Raw genomic sequence first — 22,992 nt, 5'->3', positions numbered from 1 at the left:
CGCAGACATGATCAGAACTGGGGCCCGATTGTGAAGTTCACCTGAAACACCGAATCGCCCGCGGGGTGATCCAGTCCGAATCCGAAGTCGATCTCGACGGGACCGACCGGCGTGACCGCCCGGAGCCCCGCGCCAACGCCCTTCTGTACGTTCTCCGGCTTGATCGTCCAAGCGGACAACTCGACGTCACCGGCGTCGAAGAACAGAACGCCGAGGACGGGCCCGCCGATCGGGTAGAGAAGTTCCGTCGTCGTGACGATCGCGGTTCGGCCGCCCAGGGGATCGTCCGAACCCGACAGCGGACCGACACGCCGCCTGCCGTACCCGCGCAGAGGAAACGACGCGTTCCCACCGGCGTAGAGCCGGGCCCATAACGGCACCTGAGGCGTCTCGTCATACGGCACGATCGAGCCCCCCCGCAGGGTCACTGCGAACACGAGGTCCCCCCACAGAGGCTGGTAGTACGCGGCCTGGCCGAGCAGCCGGAACAGGTCGAAGTCCGCGCCCAGCCGCCCCCCGGACAGCTCGCCGGCGAGTGCGAGGCCGAGGCCACTGGTAGGATTCGCCGGATCGTTAAAGCCCAGCCAGCGCATGCCGAGGCCGATCGTGCTGGTGAAACCGGAGTTCTGGAACTGACCGGCGGGGCCCAGGTCTGCAACGGTCTCGTCGGTCACGTCCGAGAGGCTGTCGTACCTAAACGTGTAGTAGGTCGTCGCGGTCGCATTCTTGTTGATCCACCAACTCACCTTCGGCGTCGCAACGAAGCTGTTGTCGAGATACGTCGACTCGTCTTGCTGACCGAGCGTGAACGAGATCGAGGCAGTGTCGCGCCGGCGCGGGAAGTGCGGCTGCACGAACGAGGCTTCGACCCACCGATTGATCCGCGAGATCCTCGTCGAGAAGCCAAGTCGTCGGTTGCCACCAAGGAAGTTGTAGTTCCACCACGACGCCAGCCCCCGGACGCCATCGTCGGTTCCGTAGCCAACGCCGAGACGGATCTCGTGCGGCGGGCCCTCAGTGAGTTCAATGCCGACCGGCACCTCGCCGTCGTCCGTGACCTTCCCCTTCTCGACGCGGACGACGGAAAAGAGTCGGGTGCCGCGGAGACGACTCTGCGTCTCCCGCATCCGCTTCTCGTCGTACTGCTTGCCCGCCTCGTAAGCGACCTCCCGCAGCGCAATCTCGTCGGGGATCGTGGTGAGTCCCGAGAGGGTGGTCTTTCCGAAGACTGCGTGCGGCCCCGCCGCGAGTCCGTAGGCCACCTCGGCGCAGCGGCTTAGCACGTCCACGCGGGCGTGTCGTTCGACGGTGGCCTGCGGGTAGCCGTGGTCTGCCAAATATTGGGCATAACGCTGAGCAGCTGCCTGGTAGCCGGCGCGTGTGAACGGCTGGCCGACCTCGAGCGGAAATTTCTTGGCAATCTCCGCTGCTGAATCTGCGGGCAGCGTGACGGTCTCGAGGTCAACGTAGAGGCTGCACACAACGACCGGCAGTCCGGGATCGACCTCGATCCGCACTTCGATCTCGCCGGGCGTTCCCTCCTTCGCCAAGGACGGCCGCCTTCCGGGCGGCTTCACGATGACGATCTTCTCCTCCACAAAGGCCCTGTAGTAGCCCTCGGCCTGCATCCGAGAACGAATCATGTCCAGGTCCCCGTAGAGGTACGCCGGAACAAACGCGGGGTGGTCGCTCCAGAAGCTCCACCAGGGACGCGCCTGGGTCTGTAGGGAGGATCCGATGGTCCAGGCCTCGAACCATCCCAGCCCCTCGATCGAGACGCCAGTCAGCCGCCACGGACCCCGGATATCGAAATCCGAGAGCGAGACGGTCCGAGGAGCCGACTCGCCCCCCGCGGCCTCCTCCGCGAGCGAGAGCGGTGGCTGGGCCGTGGCCAGGAGCATCACCCCCGCGACCAGAACTGCCGCTCGGCTTGCCCAGACTCGAAACACTCAGTGGCCTTAACAAACACGGCCCGGGAGCCGAGAAAAGAGAGTCATGGATTGGTCTGCACCGCACCCAACCGTTACGATTCTCGATACCAGTCCCACCCGAGCCAAACGGCCGGCAGAGGAGAACACTTGTCAACGCCAGACTTCGTGAATCGCGCCAACGCGGAGTTCATCGACCAGCTCCAGGAGCAGTACCAACAGGACCCGGAATCCGTGGATCCGACCTGGCGTGCGTTCTTCCAAGGCCTCGAGTTGGGCCGCAACGAGGCCGGCGGGGGAGACCCCGTCCACGCGCCCACCGTGGCGACCTCCCCTCTCTCCAGCGGCACGACGCCCAGGCCGCGAACCTTCGGGCTCGTCCATGGCTACCGGGACCTTGGACACCTCCTCGCGAACGTCGATCCCCTGAGCGATCCGCCCGAGTGGCACCCGCTGCTCGACCTCGGTCAGTACTCCCTGCGAGAAGAAGATCTGAGTCGCCCCTGCGAGCCCGGCGGCCTGCACGGCGAGCCTCCCGCGACGCTCGGCGACCTCGTGACCGCGTTGAAGGAGACCTACTGCGGGACGATGGGCGTCGAGTTCACCGGCATCCGTGATTCCGAGCAACGCGGGTGGCTCGAAGACCGGATGGAGCCCACGCGGAACCGGCCGAATCTCACGCGCGAAGACAAGCTCCAGATCTTCACGAAGCTGGTCGAGGCGGAGACCTTCGAGCAATTCCTTCACAAGAAGTTCCCCGGCCAGAAGCGGTTCTCGCTCGAGGGCGGCGACACCCTCATCCCGATGCTGGAGTCCCTCATCGAAGAGGGGGCCAACCAGGACGTCGAGCAAGTCGTCCTCGGCATGGCCCACCGCGGCCGACTCAACGTGCTCGCGAACGTAGTTCGCAAGCCGTACGAGATGATCCTCGCCGAGTTCGAAGGCAGCCTCCTACCGGACTGGGTCCAGGGCGACGGCGACGTGAAGTATCACCAGGGGTACTCGCGCGATCACCACACGCGCGAAGGCCAGGTCGTCCATGTGTCGCTCACGCCGAACCCGAGCCACCTCGAAGCGGTGAATCCCGTAGTGGAGGGAAAGGTTCGCGCGAAGCAGAACCTGCTCGGCGACAAGGCCCGCCGCCGGGTGATGCCCGTCCTCGCGCACGGCGATGCCGCGTTCATCGGTCAGGGGGTCGTTCCCGAAACGCTGCTCCTGAGCCACCTGCCCGGCTACTTCACCGGCGGCACGATTCACGTCGTGATCAACAACCAGGTCGGATTCACAACGTCGCCCGAGGCGTCTCGGCCGACCCGGTACACCACCGACATCGCCCGCATCATCGAGTCACCGGTCTTCCACGTAAACGCCGACGACCCCGAGATGGCCGTGCACGCGATCAGGCTCGCGGTCGGTTTCCGGCAACGCTTCAAGCGTGACGCCGTGATCGATCTCACCTGCTACCGAAAGCACGGCCACAACGAGACCGACGAGCCCACCTTCACGCAGCCCGTGATGTACGGGCGTATCGCCAAACACCCCGGCACGCGTGACATCTACGAGAAGCAACTGATCGCCGAAGGCTCGTTCACCGGAGCCGAGTTGGCGGCCATCCACCGGGAGGTCCGCGAGGTTCTCGACCTCGCCCTCGACTACGCGCGCGAGTTCCGGCCCCGCCAGGAAGTGTTCAGCTTCGGCGACGCGTGGAAGGGCCTCGGCCCGGCCAGCGACGATCGGGGAGCCGAGACCAAGGTCTCCGCCGAACTTCTGACCGACATCGCACGACGCGCGGGCGAAGTGCCCGAGAGCCACATCCCGCACCCGAAGGTCGCGAAGGTCTACCACGACCGAATCGAGATGATCGGCCGCGGTAAGGGGATCGACTTCGGCTGCGCCGAGATGCTCTCGTTCGGTGCGCTTCTGCGCCAAGGGACGCCCATCCGTTTGGCCGGCCAGGACAGCCGCCGCGGAACCTTCAGTCACCGACACTCCGTCGTCTACGACCAGGAGACGGGAGTGCCGCACACGCCGCTCAACGCGATCACCGCAGAAGGCGAAGCACAGGCGCGCTTCGAGGTCATCGACAGCCCCCTCTCGGAAGAAGCAGCCCTCGGCTTCGAGTACGGCTTCTCCTCTGCTGCCCCGGAGACTCTGTGCATCTGGGAAGCCCAGTTCGGCGACTTCGCAAACGGCGCTCAGATCATGATCGACTCGTTCATCGCCGCGGGGGAATCGAAGTGGCAGCGGGCGAGCGGCCTCGTACTCTACCTCCCGCACGGCTACGAAGGTCAGGGCCCCGAGCATTCGAGTGCGCGTCTGGAGCGATTCCTACAACTCTGCGGCGACGACAACCTCCAGGTCGTGCAACCGACGACCGCCGCCCAGCTCTTCCACCTCCTGCGCCGCCAAATGCTCCGCGGGTTCCGCAAGCCGCTCGTGGTCATGTCGCCGAAGAGCCTGCTGCGCTTCAAGCCGGCCACCTCTGCGCTTCAGGATCTCACCGAAGGACGCTTCGAACCGCTCCTCGCCGACCCGGTCACACTCGAGGAAAAAGAGGTCCGCACGATCGCGTTCTGCAGCGGCAAGGTCTTCTACGAGATCGCGAAGGCCCGCCAGGACCGCGCCGATCTCGGCGTGACCGCTCTGCGCGTCGAGGAGCTCTACCCGCTGCCCGAGACCGAGATCCGCAAGGCACTGGATCGCTATCCGAACGCGAACGACATCGTCTGGGTGCAGGACGAGCCGATCAACATGGGCGCGTGGTGGTACATTTCACAAAAGCTCCCCTCCGTCTTAGACGGGCGACCGCTACGGTATGCCGGCCGCGACGACGCGGCGAGCCCGGCCGCGGGATCCTATGCCGTCCATGTGCGGGAGCAGAACGCGCTCGTCGCATCCATCTTCGACGGCCCACCCACCCCCGCCCGCCTCGAGCCGGCGCGCAAGAAGCGCGCACAAGCCGGTACGAAAACACCCAAGCGAGCCGAAGCCGGAGGCAGTTGATGCCGTTCGAAGTAAAGATCCCATCGCTTGGTGAGTCTGTCACCGAAGCCACCATCGGGACGTGGATGCGCAAGGACGGCGACGCCGTTGCCATGGACGAGCCCATCCTCGAACTCGAGAGCGACAAGGCCAACATGGAGTTGGTCGCCGAGTGCGCCGGCACGCTGAAGCTCCTCCGCCCAGAGGGCGAGGTCGTCTCGGTGGGCGACGTCGTCGCCACCATCGAGGAAGGAGCGAGTAGCGCTGCTGCACCGACGCCCGCCAAGGTGGAGGCGGTGCCGGAAGCCGAGGCAGCACCGACACGCGAAGCAGCCACCGAACCCGAAGCGGCGCCCGCCTCGGAGAGCCCTACCAAACCGCTGAGCCCCGCCGTACGCCGGATCGTCGTCGAGGAGAAGATCGACCCGAGCACCGTCAAAGGCACGGGGCCGGGGGGGCGCATCACCAAGGGCGACGTTCTCGAGGCCGCCACGAAGCCGGGCGCCGAGCCGAAACCGGCACCGCTCGCGAAGGCAGCGCCAGCGCCCGTCGCACGCCAGGCCGCCGCGACCCCCACAACACCAGCCGGCCCGGACGAAGAACGCGTCCCCATGAGTCGCCTTCGGCAGGTCATCGCGAAGCGACTCGTCGAGGCGCAGCACGTCGCGGCGATCCTCACGACGTTCAACGAGGTCGACATGACCTCGGTCATGAGCCTGCGCAAGCAGTACAAAGACGACTTCAAGGCCAAGCACGGCGTGAGTCTCGGCTTCATGTCCTTCTTTGTGAAAGCCTGCTGCGCCGCCGCGGCCGAGGTACCGGAGCTGAACGCCCAGATCGACGGCACCGACCTGGTGTATCGAAAGCACGTCCACATGGGCGTCGCCGTCGGCACCGAGCGAGGCCTGGTGGTTCCGGTCGTCCGGAACGTGGATGATCTCTCGTTTGCCGGCGTCGAGCAGGAGATCGGTCGACTCGCCGGCCTCGCGCGCGACAACCGTCTTTCCATCGAAAATCTTTCGGGCGCGACGTTCACGATCTCGAACGGCGGCGTCTACGGATCGCTCCTGTCCACACCGATCCTCACCCCTCCGCAGAGCGGTATCCTCGGGATGCACAAGATCGAGAAGCGCCCGATCGTGGTCGACGACCAGATCGTGATTCGCCCGATGATGTATCTCGCCCTCTCCTACGACCATCGCATCGTCGATGGCCAGGGGGCGGTCACCTTCCTCATCCGAGTGAAAGAGGCGCTGGAAGATCCGGCTCGCCTTCTCCTCAGTCTGTGAGTTCCATGTCCAACAACGAAGAGTTCGACCTCGTGGTCGTCGGCGCCGGGCCCGGGGGCTACGTTGCCGCCATCCGCGCCGCTCAGCTCGGGATGCGCGTCGCCTGCGCCGAGAAGGAAAAATCGCTCGGCGGGACCTGCTTGAACGTCGGCTGCATTCCCAGCAAGGCGCTCCTGCATTCGAGCCACCTCTTCGACGAGACCTCCCGGGGCATGAAGGAGCATGGTATCCAGATCGGCGAGGTTTCGCTCGATCTCCCCGCGATGATGAAGCGCAAGGACAAGGTCGTGACGATCCTCACGCGCGGCATCGCCGGCTTGTTCAAGAAGAACGGCGTCACGCACGTGAAGGGCCGGGCGCGGCTCTCCGGTCCGAACCAGGTCGCGATCGAAGACGGGGACGACGCCGGCAAGACGCTCGTCGCTAAGAGCATCCTGCTCGCGAGCGGAAGCGTACCCATCGAGCTGCCGAGTCTGAAGTTCGACGGCGAACGCGTCATCGACTCCACCCGAGGCCTCACCCTGGAGAGCCCGCCCGAGCACCTCCTGGTGGTCGGCGCCGGCGCAATCGGATTGGAACTCGGCTCGGTGTGGCGACGCCTCGGATCCAAAGTGACCGTCGTCGAACTCACCTCGGGCATAACGCCCGGGATGGACGTCGAGATGGCCGGCCTCCTTCAACGGTCGCTCACCAAGCAGGGCATCTCCTTCCACTTCGGAACCAAAGTGGAGTCCGCAACGACCAAGGGCGCCGGCGTGACGCTGGAGATCACCGACAAGGAAGGCGTCGCATCCGAACTTCAGGGAGACGTCGTCCTGGTCGCCGTCGGCCGCCGAGCCTACGCAGCCGGGCTCGGCCTCGAAGACATCGGCGTCGCCCTCGACGACCGTGGCCGCATCCCGGTCGACGACCACTACGCAACGAACGTCCCCGGCGTATACGCGATCGGCGACGTCATCCCCGGACCCATGTTGGCCCACAAGGCCGAAGACGAAGGCGTGGCCTGCGTTGAACTCCTCGCCGGTAAGGCCGGGCACCTCAATTACGACACGATTCCCGCCGTGGTCTACACGCACCCCGAGTTCGCGGGCGTCGGCAAGACCGAAGAGCAACTGCGCGACGCCGGCGTCGAGGTGCGGATCGGCCGCTTCCCGTTTGCGGGCAACGGCCGCGCGCGCACGATGGGCGAGACGGATGGAGCGGTGAAGATCCTCGCCGACGCCAGGACCGACCGGATTCTCGGCGTCCACATCGTCGGAGCGGGGGCCTCCGGCCTGATCGCGGAGGCCACCGTCGCGATGGAGTTCGGAGCGTCGGCTGAAGACATCGCGCGATCGGTGCACGCGCACCCCACGCTCCCCGAAGCACTGAGGGAAGCAGCCCTGGCCGTCGACGGACGCGCTCTCCACGTGTAGGACGCCCCCCGCCCCGCAACGCGTCCGGCCGGGCACCGAGACCCGGTCTGATGTGCACGATCGGGGCGCGGGAGTCGCTGCCGGGTCCTAGTACAACGCCCTAGGAGTCGAGGATCCTCTGGATCGTGTCCAGGAGCGCGTTGATCTGGAACGGCTTCTTCAGGAACTTGGCGTCGTCGCCCAGAATGCCGCGGGTGGCCTGCTCTTCGGAGAAACCACTCATCAGGATGATCGAGGTCTCGGGATTCTTGGCTCGAATCTCGGTGTAGACCTCCTCCCCGTTCATCCGCGGCATCATCATGTCGAGCAGGATGAGCCGAATTCGGTCGGAGTTGGCCTCGAAGACTTCCAACGCCTCGACGCCGTCGTTCGCGGTCAGAACCTCGAACCCCGCGTCCTCGAGGATGGTGACCATGAGGTTCCGGACGAGCTCCTCGTCGTCCACGACGAGGACAGCGCCCTGCCCCTCCCACGCGTCGTCGTCGACGCCGGGATCGTCCTCGAGCATCGACTCCTCGGCTTCCGACGGGGGGAAGATCACAGTGGCGCGCGTGCCCTCACCCGGAGCGCTCTGCACCCGGATTCCGCCGCCGTGGCTTCGCATGATGCCGAGCACCGCGGCGAGCCCGAGCCCACGTCCCGTGAACTTCGTCGTGAAGAACGGATCGAAAATGCGCCCGAGCGTGTCGTCGTCCATGCCGACACCGGTGTCGACCACTTCGAGATACGCGTACTGGCCTTCGGTCAGATCGGCGTCCGGAACGACGCCGGAGAGAAAGTGCGGATCAAAGTGCCTCATGCCGGTCGCCATTGTGACGGCACCCGGCTGATCGGCGAGGGAGTCCGAGGCATTCGTGATGAGGTTCATCACGACCTGCCGTACCTGCGCCGCGTCCGCTTCGATCGGCAGCAATTCGTTCCCCAGCTGAAGCGACAACGCGGCCTTCTTCGACACGACCGTCCGCAGGAGCCGCGCCATCTCTTCGACGAGTCCGTTCAGATCAAATGAGTCAGCGGTGAAGCGTGCTCGGCCCGAGTACGCGAGCATCTGATTGGTGAGCTCCGCGGCTCGCTGGGCCGCGATCTCGATCTCGGCGATCTTCTGGTCGATCGTAGAACCGCGCTGAACCGAGCGCCGGGCGAGGCCCGCGTTCCCGAGGACACCCATCAGCAGATTGTTGAAGTCGTGGGTGAGACCGCCGGCGAGGACGCCCACACTTTCCAGCTGCTGGGCCTGCTGGACCTTCGCTTCCAGCCGCTGACGCTCGCCCTCGAGATCCTTCTTGTCCGTAATGTCGAAGCCGGTGCTCACGGTCCGGATGGCGCGGCCGGCTGTGTCGCGAACCGCACGCCCGCGGACGAGAACCCACCGCGTCGTGCCGTCTTTGCGCTCGACCCGGTGCTCGACCAGAAAGGCTTCCGTCTCGCCCCGGATGTGTGCGCCGATGACCTCCCCAACTTCCTCACGGTCGGCGGGATGGATCGCGTCGCGCCATGCCTGCAGCGCGTCGGGGCAATTCTCGTCGATGCCGAGCATATCCCGCGCGGTCGCGTCGATCCGGAGGGTCCGTGAAATCAGATCCATGTCCCAAAGACCGATGTGACCGGCCTCCGACGCGAGCTCGAAGAGCTCTCTCTGTTCCTTGAGCTCGCGTTCCATCCGCGCCCGTTCGAACCCACCACTGGCACGCGAGGCGAGGAGCCCGATCAGGAGATCCCTGCGCGACGAAGCCGGCATAACCGAAGTGCTCAGAGTCGCGATCTGGCCGACGGTCACGCCCTCGCTGTTTTTAATCGCCGCACCCAGATAGCTCTCGGCACCCAGCGTCACGAGGTCATGATCGTCGGGGAAAGCACCCCGGACCCCCTCTGCACAATGGAACCCACCGTGCGCGATCACCTCGGCGCACGGCGTCCCCGCGAGCGTATGCTCGTACGTCGAGTGGATCGTGCCGTTGCCAAAATAGGCACGCGTCTTGAGCTGATCCTTCCCGTGACCGTCAAGCTCGCAAACGAGCACGTATTCGACATCGAGAAGCTCGGCAGCCTTGATCGCGAGCGCCTCGAAGAGGCTCTCGATCGGCGCGCTCGATATTTCGTTGAGCGCCGTCACGGCCTGCGCGAAGTACTCCTGACCACCGAGGACGACCTCGAGATGCTTGGCGAGTGCTTCGAGAATCTCCTTCTCCTCCGCAGAGAAGGGTTCCTTCCGAAGCTCCGGGCCACCGAAGCTGACGACGCCGTACACCTCACCTGCCACCCGAACCGGCACACCGATGTACGACTCGAGGTGGAGAACCGGATCACTGGGCCACGTCGGAAAAACCGCCTGAGCCGTGTCCGGGAAGCCGACCAGAGCACCCGCCTCCACGATCGCGCCGCAGTAGCTATCGGCGAGCGGGAACGCCGAGTAGCTGACGATGAAATCGTCCGGGGTCACCGCACCGAGAACCGACGCCGTCGTCCCACGGATCTTGAGCAACACCCCGACGGGCAGATCGAACTCTCGACATCCGATGACGAGCACGTCGTGAAGCTGCTCTGCGAGGTCGCCGTGCCCACTGACTCCGAGTTCCTGCAGGGCGCGAAAGACCCGCACGAGCCGGGCTGGATCCCCGGCCACTGGGCGCACCAGAGCCTGCTTGGCGGAGTCGAGGCTGCCTCGCTGAACACTCATTTATAATGCCGCCTGCGGCGTAGGCTTCGGCAACTATGAGAGCGACCTCAGCCTTAGTCAACGTGTGTCCGGTCCCTCCGGCTCAGATAACCCCGCCGCGGGTCAGCTTCAGAGGATCCAGTACCTCGGCGAGCCGGTCGGCCGGCATGACCCCAGCCTCTTCCGCCACCTCCCGGATCGACCGGTCAGTCTTGACCGCTCCCTTCACCAGATCACCGGCCCGGTCGTAGCCGATCACCGTATTGAGGGCGGCGCCGACCTGGAGGTTGCGCTCGGCGTCGTGCTGGCAGCGATCCTCGTTGGCGATGATCCCATCGACGCATCGGTCGGCCAGAAGTGTGCAGGCGTTCGTGAGAATCGAGATCGAGCCCAGGAGGTTGTGCGCGATCACGGGGATCATCACGTTGAGTTCGAAGTCGCCGAGGGCACCACCGACGGAGATCGCAGTGTCGTTCCCCATGACCTGAGCCGAGACCTGCCGGCACATCTCAGGGATGACCGGGTTCACCTTGCCGGGCATGATCGAGGAACCGGGCTGCAGCGACGGCAGTTGAATCTCAGCGAGGCCGGCGCGCGGACCGGAGCCGAGCCATCGAAGATCGTTCGCGATCTTCATGAGACTCACCGCAATCGTGCGCAGCGCTCCGCTCGTCTCGACGCACGCATCGCGCCCGCCCTGCGCTTCGAAGTGGTTCGGCGCTTCGACGAGCGGCAGCTTCGTGCGTTCCGCGACCCGCGCGATGATCGCGGCAGCGTATCCCTCAGGCGCGTTCAGACCCGTGCCACACGCGGTTCCGCCCAGCGCGAGTTCCGCGAGGTGCGCCTCTGTACTCTCGACGCGACGAATGCCCCGCTCGATCTGAGCCGCATAGCCGCTGAACTCCTGACCGAGGGTCACCGGCGCCGCATCCATGAGATGCGTCCGACCGGTCTTTGCGATGGAAGCGAATTCACCGGCCTTCTTGCCGAGACTTGCGTGGAGCTTCCGGAGCGCTGGAAGGAGATCGTCTTTCAGCGCGAGCAAGGCGGCGAGGTGTGTGGTCGTAGGGATGACGTCGTTCGAGGACTGTCCCATGTTGACGTGGTCGTTCGGGTGAACGGGCTTCTTACTACCCATCTCGCCACCGAGCATCTCGATCGCGCGGTTCGAGATGACCTCGTTCGCGTTCATGTTCGTCGACGTACCCGAACCGGTCTGAAAGACGTCTAGGGGAAAATCGGCATCACGGCCCCCTCCGATGACTTCCTCGGCCGCGTCCGCGATTGCGCGGGAGAGCTCGGGCTCGAGTGTCCCGCGAGCCTCGTTCTCCAGCGCGGCGGCCCATTTCACGAGACCCAACGCCTGGATGAACCGGCGGGGAAAACGTTGCCCGGAGACCGGGAAATTCTCGACGGCGCGCTGGGTCTGAGCGCCGTAGTACGCCTCATTCGGGACTTCGATCGGGCCCAGGCTGTCGGTTTCGGTGCGGGTGCTCATTCAGGTCTCTCCTCCTGCCCTTTTGCGTAACGAGCGCCTGCGGCCGCCGCACCCGGGGACCGCTCGGGCGCCCGCCAGTGCGGCCTCCCGGCCTCGAACGCGGCCTAGGAGAAACACGATTGTGCTGCATCTGAACACCTCGGCGTAATGCCCACTGGCCGTATGCCTGCATATCCGGACCGGGGAGGTCCTCATGCTGGGCCCCGCGGCGGCCGCCTTCTCGACCGCCCTACCTATTGCTCCTCTTGGCTCTGACGCCCACCGCGGCCGACGCGCGGTGCACGGAAGCCGGCGATCTGCAGGACCTCGGGCAGTTGGTCCAGGACGATCTGAGTTGCCGCCTTCTTCACCTCGCGGCCGGCGGCCCTCCCTGCGCGACCCCGGGCTTCCCCCCGTGCGCCGGGACCACGCCCGCCCAGATCACCGAGCTCGTGCTCGGCTCCGAGCCGGCTACACGAACGGCCTGTTCGGGAAGTACATGAACAACTCCGAATCCCTTGGGCTGACCCCACCCCAGGGCTGGCACGAATGGAAGTCGCTCCTCGACCCGAGCGGCGGTGAGTTCTACGGCGCTCGCATCAACGACAACGGTTTCGCCAAGACGCTCTCCGCGGGAACCTACTCCACCGACTGGATGCAGAAGGAGGCCATCCGGTTCCTCCGAAAGAACGCGAACGATCCCTTCCTTGTGACCTACACCCCGTTTGCGCCTCGGGCGCCCGCGATTCCGGCCAACCGGCATGCAGGACACCTCTCAAACTACCCGCTCCATCGGCCGCCAAGCTATTTCTCCGACGTCACCGCGAAACCGCAATGGGTCCAGTTCTTCCGATTCATCGCGGGTCCGGCGCTTCCGGGGAAGATCGACGCCCTCAGACTCGACCAACACCGCACTCTCCTGGCGGTCGACGAGGCCGTCGATCGCATCCTCAAACAATTCGAGAAGCTGGGGCTCTCGGACAACACGGTCGTAGTCTTCACGTCCGACCACGGGTTCATGTGGGGAGAACACGGGCTTGTCGGAAAGTTCAACCCGTACGAGGAGTCGATCCGGGTCCCATGCGTCCTCCGATACCCTCGCCGAGTTCGTGGGCATCGCGACGGCCGGGAATCCCCTGCACACCGAACTATACGACCTCGCCCTCGACCCCGACGAGATCACGAACGTCGCTGGCAACCCCGCGTACGCCGCCGTGCAGGCCGACATGCTCGCTCGACTCGACGCGCTCCGCCCGTAGGCGCGCTCACTGGTCGAAGTGTCGTCTGAGCGCCGACAGGTAAGGCGCACAGGCCCGTCGTTCTCTGACGAACGAGTGGGCCTCGTCCAGCGACAGCCCATGGTGCGCGTGCAGATAGGCGATCGCCACGCTGGGCGCCCGGTTGTAGCCGGCGTTGCAGTGAACGTACACCCGACGGTTCTCGCCGAGCAGCTCGTGCAGCCTCGCGAGGATCGCCTCGAGCGACGGGATCAAATCATCCGGATCGCCATCGATCACCCCGAACCGATGGAGCGGAATTCCCGCCTTTGCGTACGCACCTTCGAGCGACGGCAGGTCGATGCTCTTGTAGGTGAGATCGATGTCGTCCTGCAGCGACACGACGGCCTGGATGCCGTGTTCGTCGCGAAGCCAATCGATGTCGTCCGGCGTCGGGTACTCCCCGATGAGAAGGCGCCCGTCGAGAATCCTCGAGACGCCGGGACGGCCAGCAGGGCGCATGAACGGGTGCGAAACACCGGACCAGGAACGGGCAGCCACGACAGCTCCATCCTAGCCGTCGAAGAGCAGGGTTACAGGCCCCTGGTTCGTCAGATGAACGTCCATGTCCGCGCCGAATCGCCCTTCGGCAACCGTCACGTCCATCGCCCGGACCGCTTCGACGAAGTCGCGATACAAGGGCTCCGCCACCTCGGCCGGCGCGGCGCGCCCCCAGGAGGGACGGCGTCCCGAGTTCACGTCTCCCCAAAGGGTGAACTGAGAAACGACGAGCATCTCGCCTCCGACCTCGGCGAGCGAGAGGTTCATCCTGCCGTCCGCGTCGTCGAAAATCCGCAGACCGACGATCCTACGCGCCAACTTCGCAGAATCCTCGGCGCCGTCTTCACGCCCGACCCCGAGGAGAACCAGGAGGCCCGCGCCGATCTGTCCAACGGTCTCCTCAGCGACAGCCACGTGCGCCTGCCGAACGCGTTGAACCACGGCGCGCATTCCGTCGCTCAGACGGTGTCGATGCAGGTCCGCATGAACCCGCACATCCGACAGAGATACTTGCAGTGCCCCAGCGGCTGCATGTTCGTGCCGCACGCGTCACAGCCCGGACCGTCCGCCGCTCGCACCGCCATCTCGCTGGCCGTTGCACTGCTTTCCACCTGTTTTTCCGCCTCCGCCATCACCACCCCTCCTTGCCAAACGTGCATCCCACACTCGGGCCGCCCCTGTCCAACTCGGCCTTGCATCGCCCCCGGCCAACTGCGAATTTCGAACCGCCGGGCACCCGCCCGGTCCACAACCCAAGCAAGCCGGACCGGAGGTCGAAATGTCGACGAAGCGCGAAGCCGTAATCGTAGCCACCGCACGGACAGGTATGGCCAAGTCCTTCCGCGGATCCTTCAACATGACCCGACCCGACGATCTCGCCGCCGCTGCCGTGAAGAAGGTCCTCGAAAAGACGCCCAAGCTCGACCCGGCGGAGATCGACGACTGCGTGATGGGAACCGGGTTCTCCGAGGGCCCGCAGGGCTTCAACGTCGGCCGCAACGTCGCCCTCATGTCGGGCCTTCCGGTTACGGTTGCCGGCTCCACGGTGAGCCGCTTCTGCTCGTCGGGCCTCAATGCGGTCATGGTCGGCGCGCACATGATTCAGGCCGAAGGTGCGGACGCGGTCATGGTGGGCGGCCTCGAGTCGATCACCATGCTGCAGAACGACCTCAACACCACGAACCTCTTCAACCCGTGGATTCTCGACCACAAGAAAGAGGTCTACATGCCGATGGGCGCGACCGCCGAGATCGTCGCCAGTCGTTACGACGTGAGTCGCGAGTCTCAGGACGAGTTCGCTCTCGCCTCGCAGAAGAACACGGCGGCCGCGCAGCAGTCCGGCAAGTTCGACGAGGAGATCTTCTCGATGACCGTCACCATGCAGGTGAAGGACAAGGCCACCGGTGAGATCTCGGAGAAGGAAGTCGTCGTCGACAAGGACGAGTGCAACCGGCCGCAGACGACTCTCGACGGACTGCAGACCTTGAAGGGCGCGTTCGACGAGAACGGCAGCGTCACCGCCGGCAACTCGTCGCAGCTGTCCGATGGTGCGTCGGCCAACCTCCTCATGTCGGCCGAGCGCGCCGAGAAGCTCGGCATCGAGCCTCTCGGCTACTTCCGGGGCTGCGTCTACGCCGGCTGTGAGCCAGACGAGATGGGCATCGGCCCGGTGTTCGCCGTGCCCAAGCTCCTCGAGCGCAACGGCCTCAAGATCGACGACATCGACATCGTCGAGCTGAACGAGGCCTTCGCCTCGCAGGCCGTCTACTGCCGTGACCGCCTCGGGATCGACCCCGAAAAGGTGAACCCCAACGGCGGCGCCATCTCGATCGGCCATCCGTACGGCATGACCGGCTCGCGCATGGCGGGCACGCTGCTCCTCGAACTCCGTCGCCGCAAGCAGCGCTACGGCATCGTCACGATGTGCGTCGGTGGCGGCATGGGCGCCGCCGGTCTCTTCGAAGCGATCAACTAGTGTCCTGGGTCTGAAGTTGTCCGCCACTTCCCGCGAGGCATCGTCGCTCCTGACAAGGAGCGGCGGCGAAGGAATATCGGCAATCTTTCGAGCCGACGCGACGCCGTCAGGCGCGACGAGGGCCGGCGAAAGTGGTGGAGAACTTCGGACTTAGGACACTAGTTCACTCTACGTACGGGCGCAGGCGCTCCACGAGTTCCACTACGTGGAGTGGTCTGTACTCGTCGTAGACGCACGACGAGTGCGGCTGCACGAACACCGCAGGGTGTTCCCACAAGGGCGACTCGGCGGGAAGCGGCTCGACCTCGGTAACGTCGAGACCGGCACCCGAGAGGATCCCCTCCTCGAGCGCCCAGAGGAGATCTGTTTCCAGCGACGTCGTACCGCGTCCGAAGTTGTAGACGCGAGCGCCACGCTTCACGGACCCCAGCAGTTCGCGAGAGAGATAGCCGTTCGTCGCGTCTCCTCCCGGGAGCAGCAACACGACGTGATCGGCGCGCGCGAGCTCCTGCGGCAGGTCGGCGGGAGAGCAGTACCGCGCCCCGCTCTCGGCGTCGACGCCACTCGCGTGCGTGCGCTGGCAACCGGCAACGGTCATCCCGATCGCAGTGAGGAGCTTCGCACAATGCCGCCCAATCGACCCGTACCCGACGATCACCGCATGCTGATTGCGAAGCAGCGCACTCGGAAACTGAATGTTGCGATCCCACTCCCGGCGCCGCTCGTTCTCGAGCATCTGCGGCACGCGTCGATTGAAGTGCAGCATGAAGCTCAGCATCGATTCGGCGATGAGCGGCCCGTGGAACGTTCCCGGGTGAACCGGGACGTGGCCGGACGGATCGTCCGCCACCCAGTCGCGCCCCGCAGCCGGCGTGATCACCGCTCGTAGCTTCGGCGCTCGCTCGTACCACCGGGGCGAGAACCCCCAGGTGTCGACGAGCTCCATCTCGGGCAACGCCGCCTTCAGGTCCGCCGGTGTGGCGTGGTGGACGATTTCGAGGCCGGGATACGCCGCCAGAACCGGATCGAAGTCCTCCGGCTCGAAGCTCATGGCCCGGATATCCTCGTTCGAAAGCCAGACATGAAGAACGCTCGACACGGAGCGATACTTCGCACACGACTGGCCCGGCGGCGAGACCGGGCTCGCGCCCGATGGATGCAGAGTGGCGCATCCTTCCCGTACCGTCACACCGTTGCCGCTCGCCGCCGCCCTCGTCGTAGGCAGCTGCATCCTCGTCGATTGCGTCTCGAGCGCGGTGGACATACTCGCGCTTCAAGCAGCGCAGAGGGGTCTCGGACTCGGCATGGAGACGGAATGAGGACGTTCCGAGAACGGTCATCGGCGACCCCAGGCGTGTGCGCCAGGCGGTCCTGAACCTCTTCTCCAACGCGGTGAAGTACACGGAGGACGGGCACGTCGCGGTCCAGCCGACCGGGGGATTCCCCGCGGCTTCTGGTACGGACAAATCTCGGATGCAGAGACGAAACCCCATCATCGCGGCGGCGATCGCCTTCGCGATCCTCGGCACCGCGGCGTTCGGATTGCGAACGTATCTCGACAGGCCGGCACCTCCCCCCGAGGGGCCCTGGAACGTGATCCTCCTCCTCGCGGACACCCTGCGAGCGGATCGGATGAGCGTTTACGGTTACGACCGTGCGACGACGCCGGCTCTGGAGGCCCGTTCGAATGGCGCGACGGTCTTCGAGCGGGCGCGCAGTCAGACCGCCTGCACTCCGACCTCGGTCGCCTCCCTGCTGACGTCGCGCTACCCGGCCGAGCTTCTGAGCTGGAGTAGTAAATCGTTCGCAATTCCCGAGAGCATGCAGACGCTACCCGAGGCGCTGCAGGCGGCCGGCCTCCGCACCATCGCGGTTTCCGCCAGCGAGATCGTGCGCAAGACACCGTCGAACATAAACCGGACCGGCGGCTTCGGTCGCGGCTTCGACGTCTTCGACGACGAGTCCTGCACGAGGCAGAACGCCCGCTGCCTGCACCAACGCGCGATGAAACACCTCAAGGAAACGACGGGCCCGTTCTTCCTCTATCTCCACTACATGGACGTGCATCACCCGTACCTCCCACCGCGCCACCACACCCGGAAGTTCACCGCCGGCGACGACAAGGGCCTGCCCGTGTGGCTGCGCAGCGGCGACCCCGACCCGATCATTCGCCTGCACCGCGGGCGCCCGCCGGGCCAGCGAGACGTGAGTCTCGATCAGCTCCCCTTCCTCTCCGATCGCTACGACGAAGAGATCCTCTACCTCGACGGCGAGATCGAACGGTTGCTCCGCAGTCTCGACGGGCGAGGTCTCCTCAGGAAGTCGATCGTGATTCTCGCCTCGGACCACGGCGAGATGTTCCTCGAGCAAGACGAGCTCAACCACTGCCTGGGCGTGTGGGACACGGTGACCCGCACCCCGCTCATGGTTTGGATTCCCGGCCTTACGGGAGGCCGGCGCGTCGACATCGCCGTCGAAAACCTCGACGTCATGCCCACGGTGCTCGACTACGCGGGTCTCCCCACGGACGCGCTCGAAGGAGAGAGCCTGCGGCCGCTCCTCGAAGGCACGTCGAACGACCCTCGCCTCGCCTTCAGCTCCCAGGGGGTGAGACGCAGCGTCGACGACGGACGCTTCAAGCTGATCTTCGATCTTCAGAACGGCGCTAGCCGACTCTACGACCTCCACGCCGATCCGTTCGAGCGCAGCGACGCTTCCAGCACGCATCCGGACGAAAACCGTCGGCTTCAGGACGGCCTCCACGCGTGGATGGCCGGTCACGGCGAGACAACCGGAGACGCCGACGCGATCGAGCGGAGCCGGAGCGTCGAGAAGAGGCTTCAGTCCCTCGGGTACCTGCAGTAGCCCGTTTTCCTGCCCGCGTAGAACGTGCGAATTCAACCCAACCGATGCTCCGCCTCGTGCGCACCCTGATCCTCGCCTCCCTCGTCTTCTGCACTGCATGTGAACCGCCGAACATCGCCGTGGTCGTCGGCGGCGACATGGGGTGGAGCGGCTTCGGTTTCCTCGGGAACGACCGCGTAATCACGCCGACGCTCGACAAGCTCTAGACGTACAGCCCACAGGACTGGGGCTTCGCCGAGACCGCTCGCGACGATTTCAATCCCGCGTACCCACACCGCCGAGGGGATGCAAAGTAGGGCCGGCGCTACGCGGACCTCGTCACGCTCGCCGACGTCTACGCCACCCTAACGCAGATCGCCGGCGCCTCCCTCCCCGGCCGGTGGGACATCCCCGGCCAATCCCTGCTCCCCCTCCTCGCCTCCGGGGGGCGCGCTGGAGAACCCCAAAGAAGCCGTCGTAACCCAGATCGGCAGCGATGCACTTCGCTCCTGAGGCCGCGTCGTCACGACACCCGAGTGGCGGTACATCCAAGACATCAAGAGCGACCGCGAGCAGCTCTACGCGATCGACATCGACCCACACGAACTCGACGACCTCGCGCCCGAAGCGGAGGAAGATTTTCTGAATACGTTTCGAGCGCTCATCGACGAATGGGTCGAGGAGACGTTGAAAGAGGATCGCCCCGCTGCAGGATTTCGGCTAATCACCAAACCATGCCCAAGCAATACTGGCTCGTGAAACAAGAACCCACCAAGTACCCCTGGTCCCAACTCGTCAAGGACAAGAAGACATACTGGGACGGCGTTCGGAACTACCAGGCCCGCAACAACTTGAAGGAGATGAAGAAGGGCGACCTCGTGCTCTACTATCACTCCATCGTCGGGACCGAGGTGGTCGGTATTTGCGAGGTCGTGCGCGAGTTCTACCAGGATCCGACGATCGACGACGATCGGTGGGTCGTCGTCGATCTCGCGGCGAAGAGGGCGCTGAAGCGCCCCGTCACTCTCGCGGAGATCAAAGAGGACAAGGCGTTGTCCGAGATGGCCCTCATCAAGCAATCGCGCTTGAGCGTCATGCCCGTCGCTAAGCCCGAATTCGACCGGATTCTGAAACTCGGGTCCAAAGCCGGCTGAGACCGCCCGTCCGCTTGCCGGACCGGACGCCGAGCCCTAGGCTTTTGGACCATGGCGAAGAACACCTCAGCCACCGCGCCGCGGCCCCCGGCCGCGGCCGTGCGCGCGCTCGTGAAGCGCGGAGAGCCCATCGTCATGGGCGGACTCCACGACGGCGTCTCGGCGCGCCTGGCGGAGAAGGCCGGATTCCCGCTGGCCTTCATGGGTGGCTACGCCGTCGCTGCCTCCCTTCTGGGCGAGCCCGACATCGGGCTGCTCACTCAAGCCGAGATGGCCGACGCAGCTCGACGCCTTTGCCGGCTCGTCTCCATGCCCGTCCTCGTGGACGCCGACACGGGCTACGGCGGGATCCCGAACGCCGTGCGCACTGCGGAACTCTACGCCCAGGCCGGAGCGGCCGGCATCTTCCTCGAAGATCAGGTCTGGCCGAAACGCTGCGGGCACATGGTCGGAAAAGCCGTCGTCGATCGCGCCGACTGGCTCGCGAAGCTACGCGCCGTCGTCGAACTGCGACCGAAAACCGATCTCTTCGTCGTCGCACGCACCGACGCGCGCGCCCCACTCGGACTCGAAGAGGCGATCCGCCGCGGGCGCGCCGCTCTCGATGTCGGCGTGGATGCCGTCTTCGTCGAAGCACCGCAATCCGTCGCCGAACTCGACGCGATCGCGATGGGCATCCCCGGACCGAAGGTCGCGAACATGGTCGAGTGGGGAAAGACCCCGCTGCTGGGGCCGGCCGAACTTCACCAACGCGGGTTCGACCTCATCGTCTTTCCGGTCGCCGCGATTCTCGCGCAGGCCAAGGCGATCGGCGACGTGTACTCCACGCTCATCCACCGCGGCAACACGGGCTCGATCATGAAGCAGCTCTACCCGTTCGAGAAATTCAACGACCTGCTCGGTCTCGAAGAACACCGTAAGCGTGAGAAGACGTCTCTCGCCCACGCCAAGACGGCGCGCCCGGCACTCCGATCCGTTCCAAAAACGCGCGCCCTCAAGCGCCCGACGCGCGGCACCAAGCGCTGAGCGCTGAGCGCTGATCCACCAAGCCGCGGCGACCGCGCTCAGCCGATTCCGCGCCTCCACTTCTCGACCTTCTCGTCTAGCAGAGTGAGACGCATGAACTCGCGTCGGGTGCGCGGCCCGTGCGTCTTTACCACCGCTACCGGACCGTGGTCGAGAAGTTCGGCCCGTGCCTGCGTCAGCGGATCGCTCTCGCGCGGTGCAGCGAATTTCGGGATGTCAATCGACTGCACGCGCACCGGCGACTGCGGACCGAACTGCAGCGGGAAGCCCTTGTGGATCGAGATGAACGAGAGACCCGCGTCGACGGCTTTCTGGTACATTGGGTACGCGACCTATTCGTCGTCGAGCCACCAGATGTCGCCGCCGGGGTAGCACTTGAGTCCGGCCGACCCGAGCTCCTCGACGTTCTGCTGGATGTCGTGGATCGTCGTTCGGCCCGGGGTGCCCTGCGCGAGCGTCGGCTCGCAAAGCATTTGGGCGATCATCCGTTGCGACCCGTTCGCCATCGTCGTGTTCGGCAGGATCTCGAGTGCGCCCGTGGGGATGCCGCTCATCACACCGACGGCAGTCTCGGAGTCGAGGAACATCTCCTTGATGTAGTTGTCCTGATTGATCTTCGTGTTGAGGATGCAATCGACGTTGCCGCGTCCGCAGTCGCCGAAATCCGTGAACCGCAAGGCCGCGATCGCGTTCTTCAGCACCGGGTTCCAATTGCCTCCGAGTTCAACATGGTGCGTCTGGACGTCCATCACGAAGAAGTCTGCATCGGACACGGCCTTCGCCTGTTCAAGGTCACGCGTATCTTCTTCGCAGACGTTGAAGATCACATCGCCGCCATTACTCGAAGCCGGCGTCGACGAATCGCCGCAGCCGTCGACCTGGTTCATTGCGAACAGCACGGTGGCGGTACCAGCGGCCGTCCGAAGGAAGTTGCGCCGCGACAGGCCGAGATTCTTCGCTCGCTCGTCCACCATTTCGTTCGTGAGGGCCTCGACGCGACGCTGCGGATCCGCCTGCGGCACTGGCAGGTACTCGCCGTTGGAGATGATCTGCTGGGGGATCGGCAAACGGGGTTCGAGATCCGGATCATCTTTGCGCTTCGGCGTGCACATGCCCGTTGGCTATTCCGATCCGGCCCGGGCCGTCAAGAACCGATTCGACAACGGCTCCGGTGATCGGCCGAACGGGCCCAACGGACGGAAGATCGGAGACCGTCAATCCTCGATCTTACCGGCGTCCGGCCCGGCCGCGGAAGCCGGCGCCGCCGCGTGCACATCGAGGCGATCGAGCGCGGCGCGAACGTCAGGAACGACCGTCAAAAGGTCGCGATACTCCGCCTTCACCAGGTCCAACTCGACCATGCGATCAATCTGGGAGACGAGGGGGGCCCAAAACCCCTGTTCGTCCACCAGGATCAGCGGACGCTGGTGCATTCCAAGCTGACGCTCGACGAGAATCTCCGAGAGTTCCTCGAGCGTGCCGAATCCTCCAGGCAACACGACATAGGCGTCGGCGCGATGCGCGAGCCCCGCCTTTCGGCTGCGCATGTCGGTCACCGTCTCGAGTTCGTGCAGGCCGGCGTGCGCCACCCGCGCAAACGTATCGAGGATCACGCCTTCGACGCGCCCCCCGGCCGCCAGCGCTGCGTCGGCGAGTGCGCCCATGAGGCCGATCTTCGCGCCGCCGTACACCACCGTCCAACCACGCTCGGCGAGACCCCACCCGAGCGATCGCGCTACTTCGAGCAAGCGCTCGGGCGCGTGGGTAGACGAGGCAGCGTAAACGGTGACGGCACGGAGAACAGGCACCCTCGGTTCATCGCGGTGCCCGGGTCGGTTTGCAACCGGCGGAGTCTCGACGCATGTTCGGTGCCGCATGAACACGTACCGATTCGTCTTCGTCGACCGCGACGGCACCCTGATCCAAGAGGTGGGCTACGGCCACCGGCTGGAGGACTACGCCCTCCTCCCCGGTGTCATCGATGCCCTACACGATCTGCGCGATGCCGGCTATAGGTTCGCGATCGTCACGAACCAGAGCGGCCTCGGCCGCGGCATCTTCAAGCTCGAGAACTACGAAGAGTTCCACGGGCGTCTACTCGACGATCTCGCCGCCGCCGACATCACGATCGAAAAGACCTACATGTGCCCGCACGCCCCGTCCGAAAGCTGCACGTGCCGCAAGCCGAACCCGAGCTCTTTGTTCAACGCCCGCGACGAGCTCGGCGCGAATCTCGCCGAGTCCTGGATGATCGGCGACCACGTAAAGGACGTCACACTCGCAGCGAATGCCGGGGCGAGCGGGATCCTCGTCCTCACCGGGCACGGCGAGGAGGAGCACGCCCAACTCGGGGATACACCCGTGAGCGCCGTCGTCGCGGATCTTCGTGCAGCCGCCAACCACATCCTCGGGCGGAGCTGACCCGCGTTCTTCCACGTTCGTGGGCACGGCCCCGGTGACACACCGCC

At 65.4% G+C, this 22,992-nt stretch carries 22 protein-coding genes; 11 read left to right on the top strand and 11 right to left on the bottom strand.

All coding sequences use genetic code 11. The features are described 5' to 3' along the window. Nucleotides 1-11: 11 nt before the first annotated feature. Nucleotides 12-1,949 (bottom strand): BamA/TamA family outer membrane protein, encoded by a 1,938-nt coding sequence (locus P8R42_30070; protein MDG2308850.1) that lies wholly within the window; start codon nt 1,947-1,949, stop codon nt 12-14. 129 nt (nt 1,950-2,078) lie between these two features. Between P8R42_30070 and P8R42_30065 the strand changes: the two genes are divergently transcribed. Genes P8R42_30065 through lpdA form a run of 3 tightly spaced genes read left to right on the top strand, consistent with a single transcriptional unit; the run spans nt 2,079 to nt 7,614 of the window. Further along, entirely contained in the window at nt 2,079-4,931 is a 2,853-nt protein-coding gene (locus P8R42_30065) for a 2-oxoglutarate dehydrogenase E1 component (GenBank protein ID MDG2308849.1), read from the top strand. Then, complete coding sequence (gene odhB / locus P8R42_30060; GenBank protein ID MDG2308848.1) at nt 4,931-6,199, top strand: 2-oxoglutarate dehydrogenase complex dihydrolipoyllysine-residue succinyltransferase; 1,269 nt, start codon at nt 4,931-4,933, stop codon at nt 6,197-6,199. The genes P8R42_30065 and odhB overlap by 1 nt, the downstream gene beginning before the upstream one ends. 5 nt (nt 6,200-6,204) lie before the next feature. Beyond that, nucleotides 6,205-7,614, top strand: coding sequence for a dihydrolipoyl dehydrogenase (lpdA, locus tag P8R42_30055; GenBank protein MDG2308847.1), 1,410 nt, complete (start codon nt 6,205-6,207; stop codon nt 7,612-7,614). A gap of 100 nt (nt 7,615-7,714) precedes the next feature. On the opposite strand, the gene P8R42_30050 is transcribed toward lpdA, so the two are convergent. From P8R42_30050 to P8R42_30040, 3 genes are all read right to left on the bottom strand, one after another. Further along, a complete protein-coding gene (locus tag P8R42_30050; GenBank protein MDG2308846.1) occupies nt 7,715-10,291 on the bottom strand; it encodes a response regulator in 2,577 nt (858 codons plus the stop codon). An 82-nt stretch (nt 10,292-10,373) separates the two neighbouring features. Beyond that, nucleotides 10,374-11,768, bottom strand: a complete 1,395-nt coding sequence (locus P8R42_30045; GenBank protein ID MDG2308845.1) for a class II fumarate hydratase — start codon at nt 11,766-11,768, stop codon at nt 10,374-10,376. Nucleotides 11,769-12,522: 754 nt separating this feature from the next. Then, nucleotides 12,523-12,864 (bottom strand): hypothetical protein, encoded by a 342-nt coding sequence (locus P8R42_30040; GenBank protein MDG2308844.1) that lies wholly within the window; start codon nt 12,862-12,864, stop codon nt 12,523-12,525. Here P8R42_30040 and P8R42_30035 point away from each other — a divergent pair. Further along, on the top strand, nt 12,857-13,006 hold the full coding sequence (locus tag P8R42_30035; protein ID MDG2308843.1) for a hypothetical protein: 150 nt from the start codon (nt 12,857-12,859) through the stop codon (nt 13,004-13,006). The genes P8R42_30040 and P8R42_30035 overlap by 8 nt on opposite strands. 6 nt (nt 13,007-13,012) lie before the next feature. Here the strand turns inward: P8R42_30035 and P8R42_30030 are convergent, their stop codons facing one another. Genes P8R42_30030 through P8R42_30020 form a run of 3 tightly spaced genes read right to left on the bottom strand, consistent with a single transcriptional unit; the run spans nt 13,013 to nt 14,157 of the window. Next, nucleotides 13,013-13,525, bottom strand: coding sequence for a dual specificity protein phosphatase family protein (locus P8R42_30030; GenBank protein MDG2308842.1), 513 nt, complete (start codon nt 13,523-13,525; stop codon nt 13,013-13,015). Between the two features lie 12 nt (nt 13,526-13,537). After that, nucleotides 13,538-13,975, bottom strand: coding sequence for a D-aminoacyl-tRNA deacylase (dtd, locus tag P8R42_30025; protein MDG2308841.1), 438 nt, complete (start codon nt 13,973-13,975; stop codon nt 13,538-13,540). An 8-nt stretch (nt 13,976-13,983) separates the two neighbouring features. Continuing rightward, nucleotides 13,984-14,157: a hypothetical protein gene (locus P8R42_30020; protein ID MDG2308840.1), complete on the bottom strand. Its 174-nt coding sequence runs from the start codon at nt 14,155-14,157 to the stop codon at nt 13,984-13,986. Nucleotides 14,158-14,303: 146 nt separating this feature from the next. On the opposite strand from P8R42_30020, the gene P8R42_30015 reads away from it, so the two are divergent. Then, on the top strand, nt 14,304-15,500 hold the full coding sequence (locus P8R42_30015) for a thiolase family protein (protein ID MDG2308839.1): 1,197 nt from the start codon (nt 14,304-14,306) through the stop codon (nt 15,498-15,500). Nucleotides 15,501-15,663: 163 nt separating this feature from the next. Here the strand turns inward: P8R42_30015 and P8R42_30010 are convergent, their stop codons facing one another. Then, the gene (locus P8R42_30010) at nt 15,664-16,551 is read right to left on the bottom strand and encodes an NAD(P)-dependent oxidoreductase (GenBank protein MDG2308838.1); all 888 of its coding nucleotides are present in this window, start codon (nt 16,549-16,551) and stop codon (nt 15,664-15,666) included. 112 nt (nt 16,552-16,663) lie between these two features. Between P8R42_30010 and P8R42_30005 the strand changes: the two genes are divergently transcribed. From P8R42_30005 to P8R42_29985, 5 genes are all read left to right on the top strand, one after another. Beyond that, nucleotides 16,664-16,819: a hypothetical protein gene (locus P8R42_30005; protein MDG2308837.1), complete on the top strand. Its 156-nt coding sequence runs from the start codon at nt 16,664-16,666 to the stop codon at nt 16,817-16,819. 154 nt (nt 16,820-16,973) lie between these two features. Further along, nucleotides 16,974-18,365, top strand: a complete 1,392-nt coding sequence (locus P8R42_30000) for a sulfatase (GenBank protein ID MDG2308836.1) — start codon at nt 16,974-16,976, stop codon at nt 18,363-18,365. A gap of 56 nt (nt 18,366-18,421) precedes the next feature. Beyond that, nucleotides 18,422-18,571 carry a hypothetical protein gene (locus P8R42_29995; protein ID MDG2308835.1) on the top strand — a complete coding sequence of 50 codons (150 nt, stop codon included), beginning with the start codon at nt 18,422-18,424 and terminating at the stop codon, nt 18,569-18,571. A 507-nt stretch (nt 18,572-19,078) separates the two neighbouring features. Next, entirely contained in the window at nt 19,079-19,498 is a 420-nt protein-coding gene (locus P8R42_29990) for an EVE domain-containing protein (GenBank protein MDG2308834.1), read from the top strand. A gap of 51 nt (nt 19,499-19,549) precedes the next feature. Beyond that, on the top strand, nt 19,550-20,524 hold the full coding sequence (locus P8R42_29985; protein ID MDG2308833.1) for an isocitrate lyase/PEP mutase family protein: 975 nt from the start codon (nt 19,550-19,552) through the stop codon (nt 20,522-20,524). A 38-nt stretch (nt 20,525-20,562) separates the two neighbouring features. On the opposite strand, the gene P8R42_29980 is transcribed toward P8R42_29985, so the two are convergent. From P8R42_29980 to P8R42_29970, 3 genes are all read right to left on the bottom strand, one after another. Next, on the bottom strand, nt 20,563-20,844 hold the full coding sequence (locus tag P8R42_29980) for a hypothetical protein (protein ID MDG2308832.1): 282 nt from the start codon (nt 20,842-20,844) through the stop codon (nt 20,563-20,565). 12 nt (nt 20,845-20,856) lie between these two features. Then, a complete protein-coding gene (locus tag P8R42_29975) occupies nt 20,857-21,636 on the bottom strand; it encodes a hypothetical protein (protein ID MDG2308831.1) in 780 nt (259 codons plus the stop codon). A gap of 102 nt (nt 21,637-21,738) precedes the next feature. Further along, nucleotides 21,739-22,332 carry a TIGR00730 family Rossman fold protein gene (locus P8R42_29970; GenBank protein MDG2308830.1) on the bottom strand — a complete coding sequence of 198 codons (594 nt, stop codon included), beginning with the start codon at nt 22,330-22,332 and terminating at the stop codon, nt 21,739-21,741. A 67-nt stretch (nt 22,333-22,399) separates the two neighbouring features. Here P8R42_29970 and P8R42_29965 point away from each other — a divergent pair, with 67 nt between their 5' ends. After that, nucleotides 22,400-22,945, top strand: a complete 546-nt coding sequence (locus P8R42_29965; protein ID MDG2308829.1) for an HAD family hydrolase — start codon at nt 22,400-22,402, stop codon at nt 22,943-22,945. The last annotated feature ends 47 nt before the right edge of the window (nt 22,946-22,992 follow it).

This window comes from Candidatus Binatia bacterium (assembly GCA_029243485.1).
Classification (GTDB): Bacteria; Desulfobacterota; Binatia; order UBA12015; family UBA12015; genus VGTG01.
This window is presented reverse-complemented; position numbering and strand designations above follow the sequence as displayed.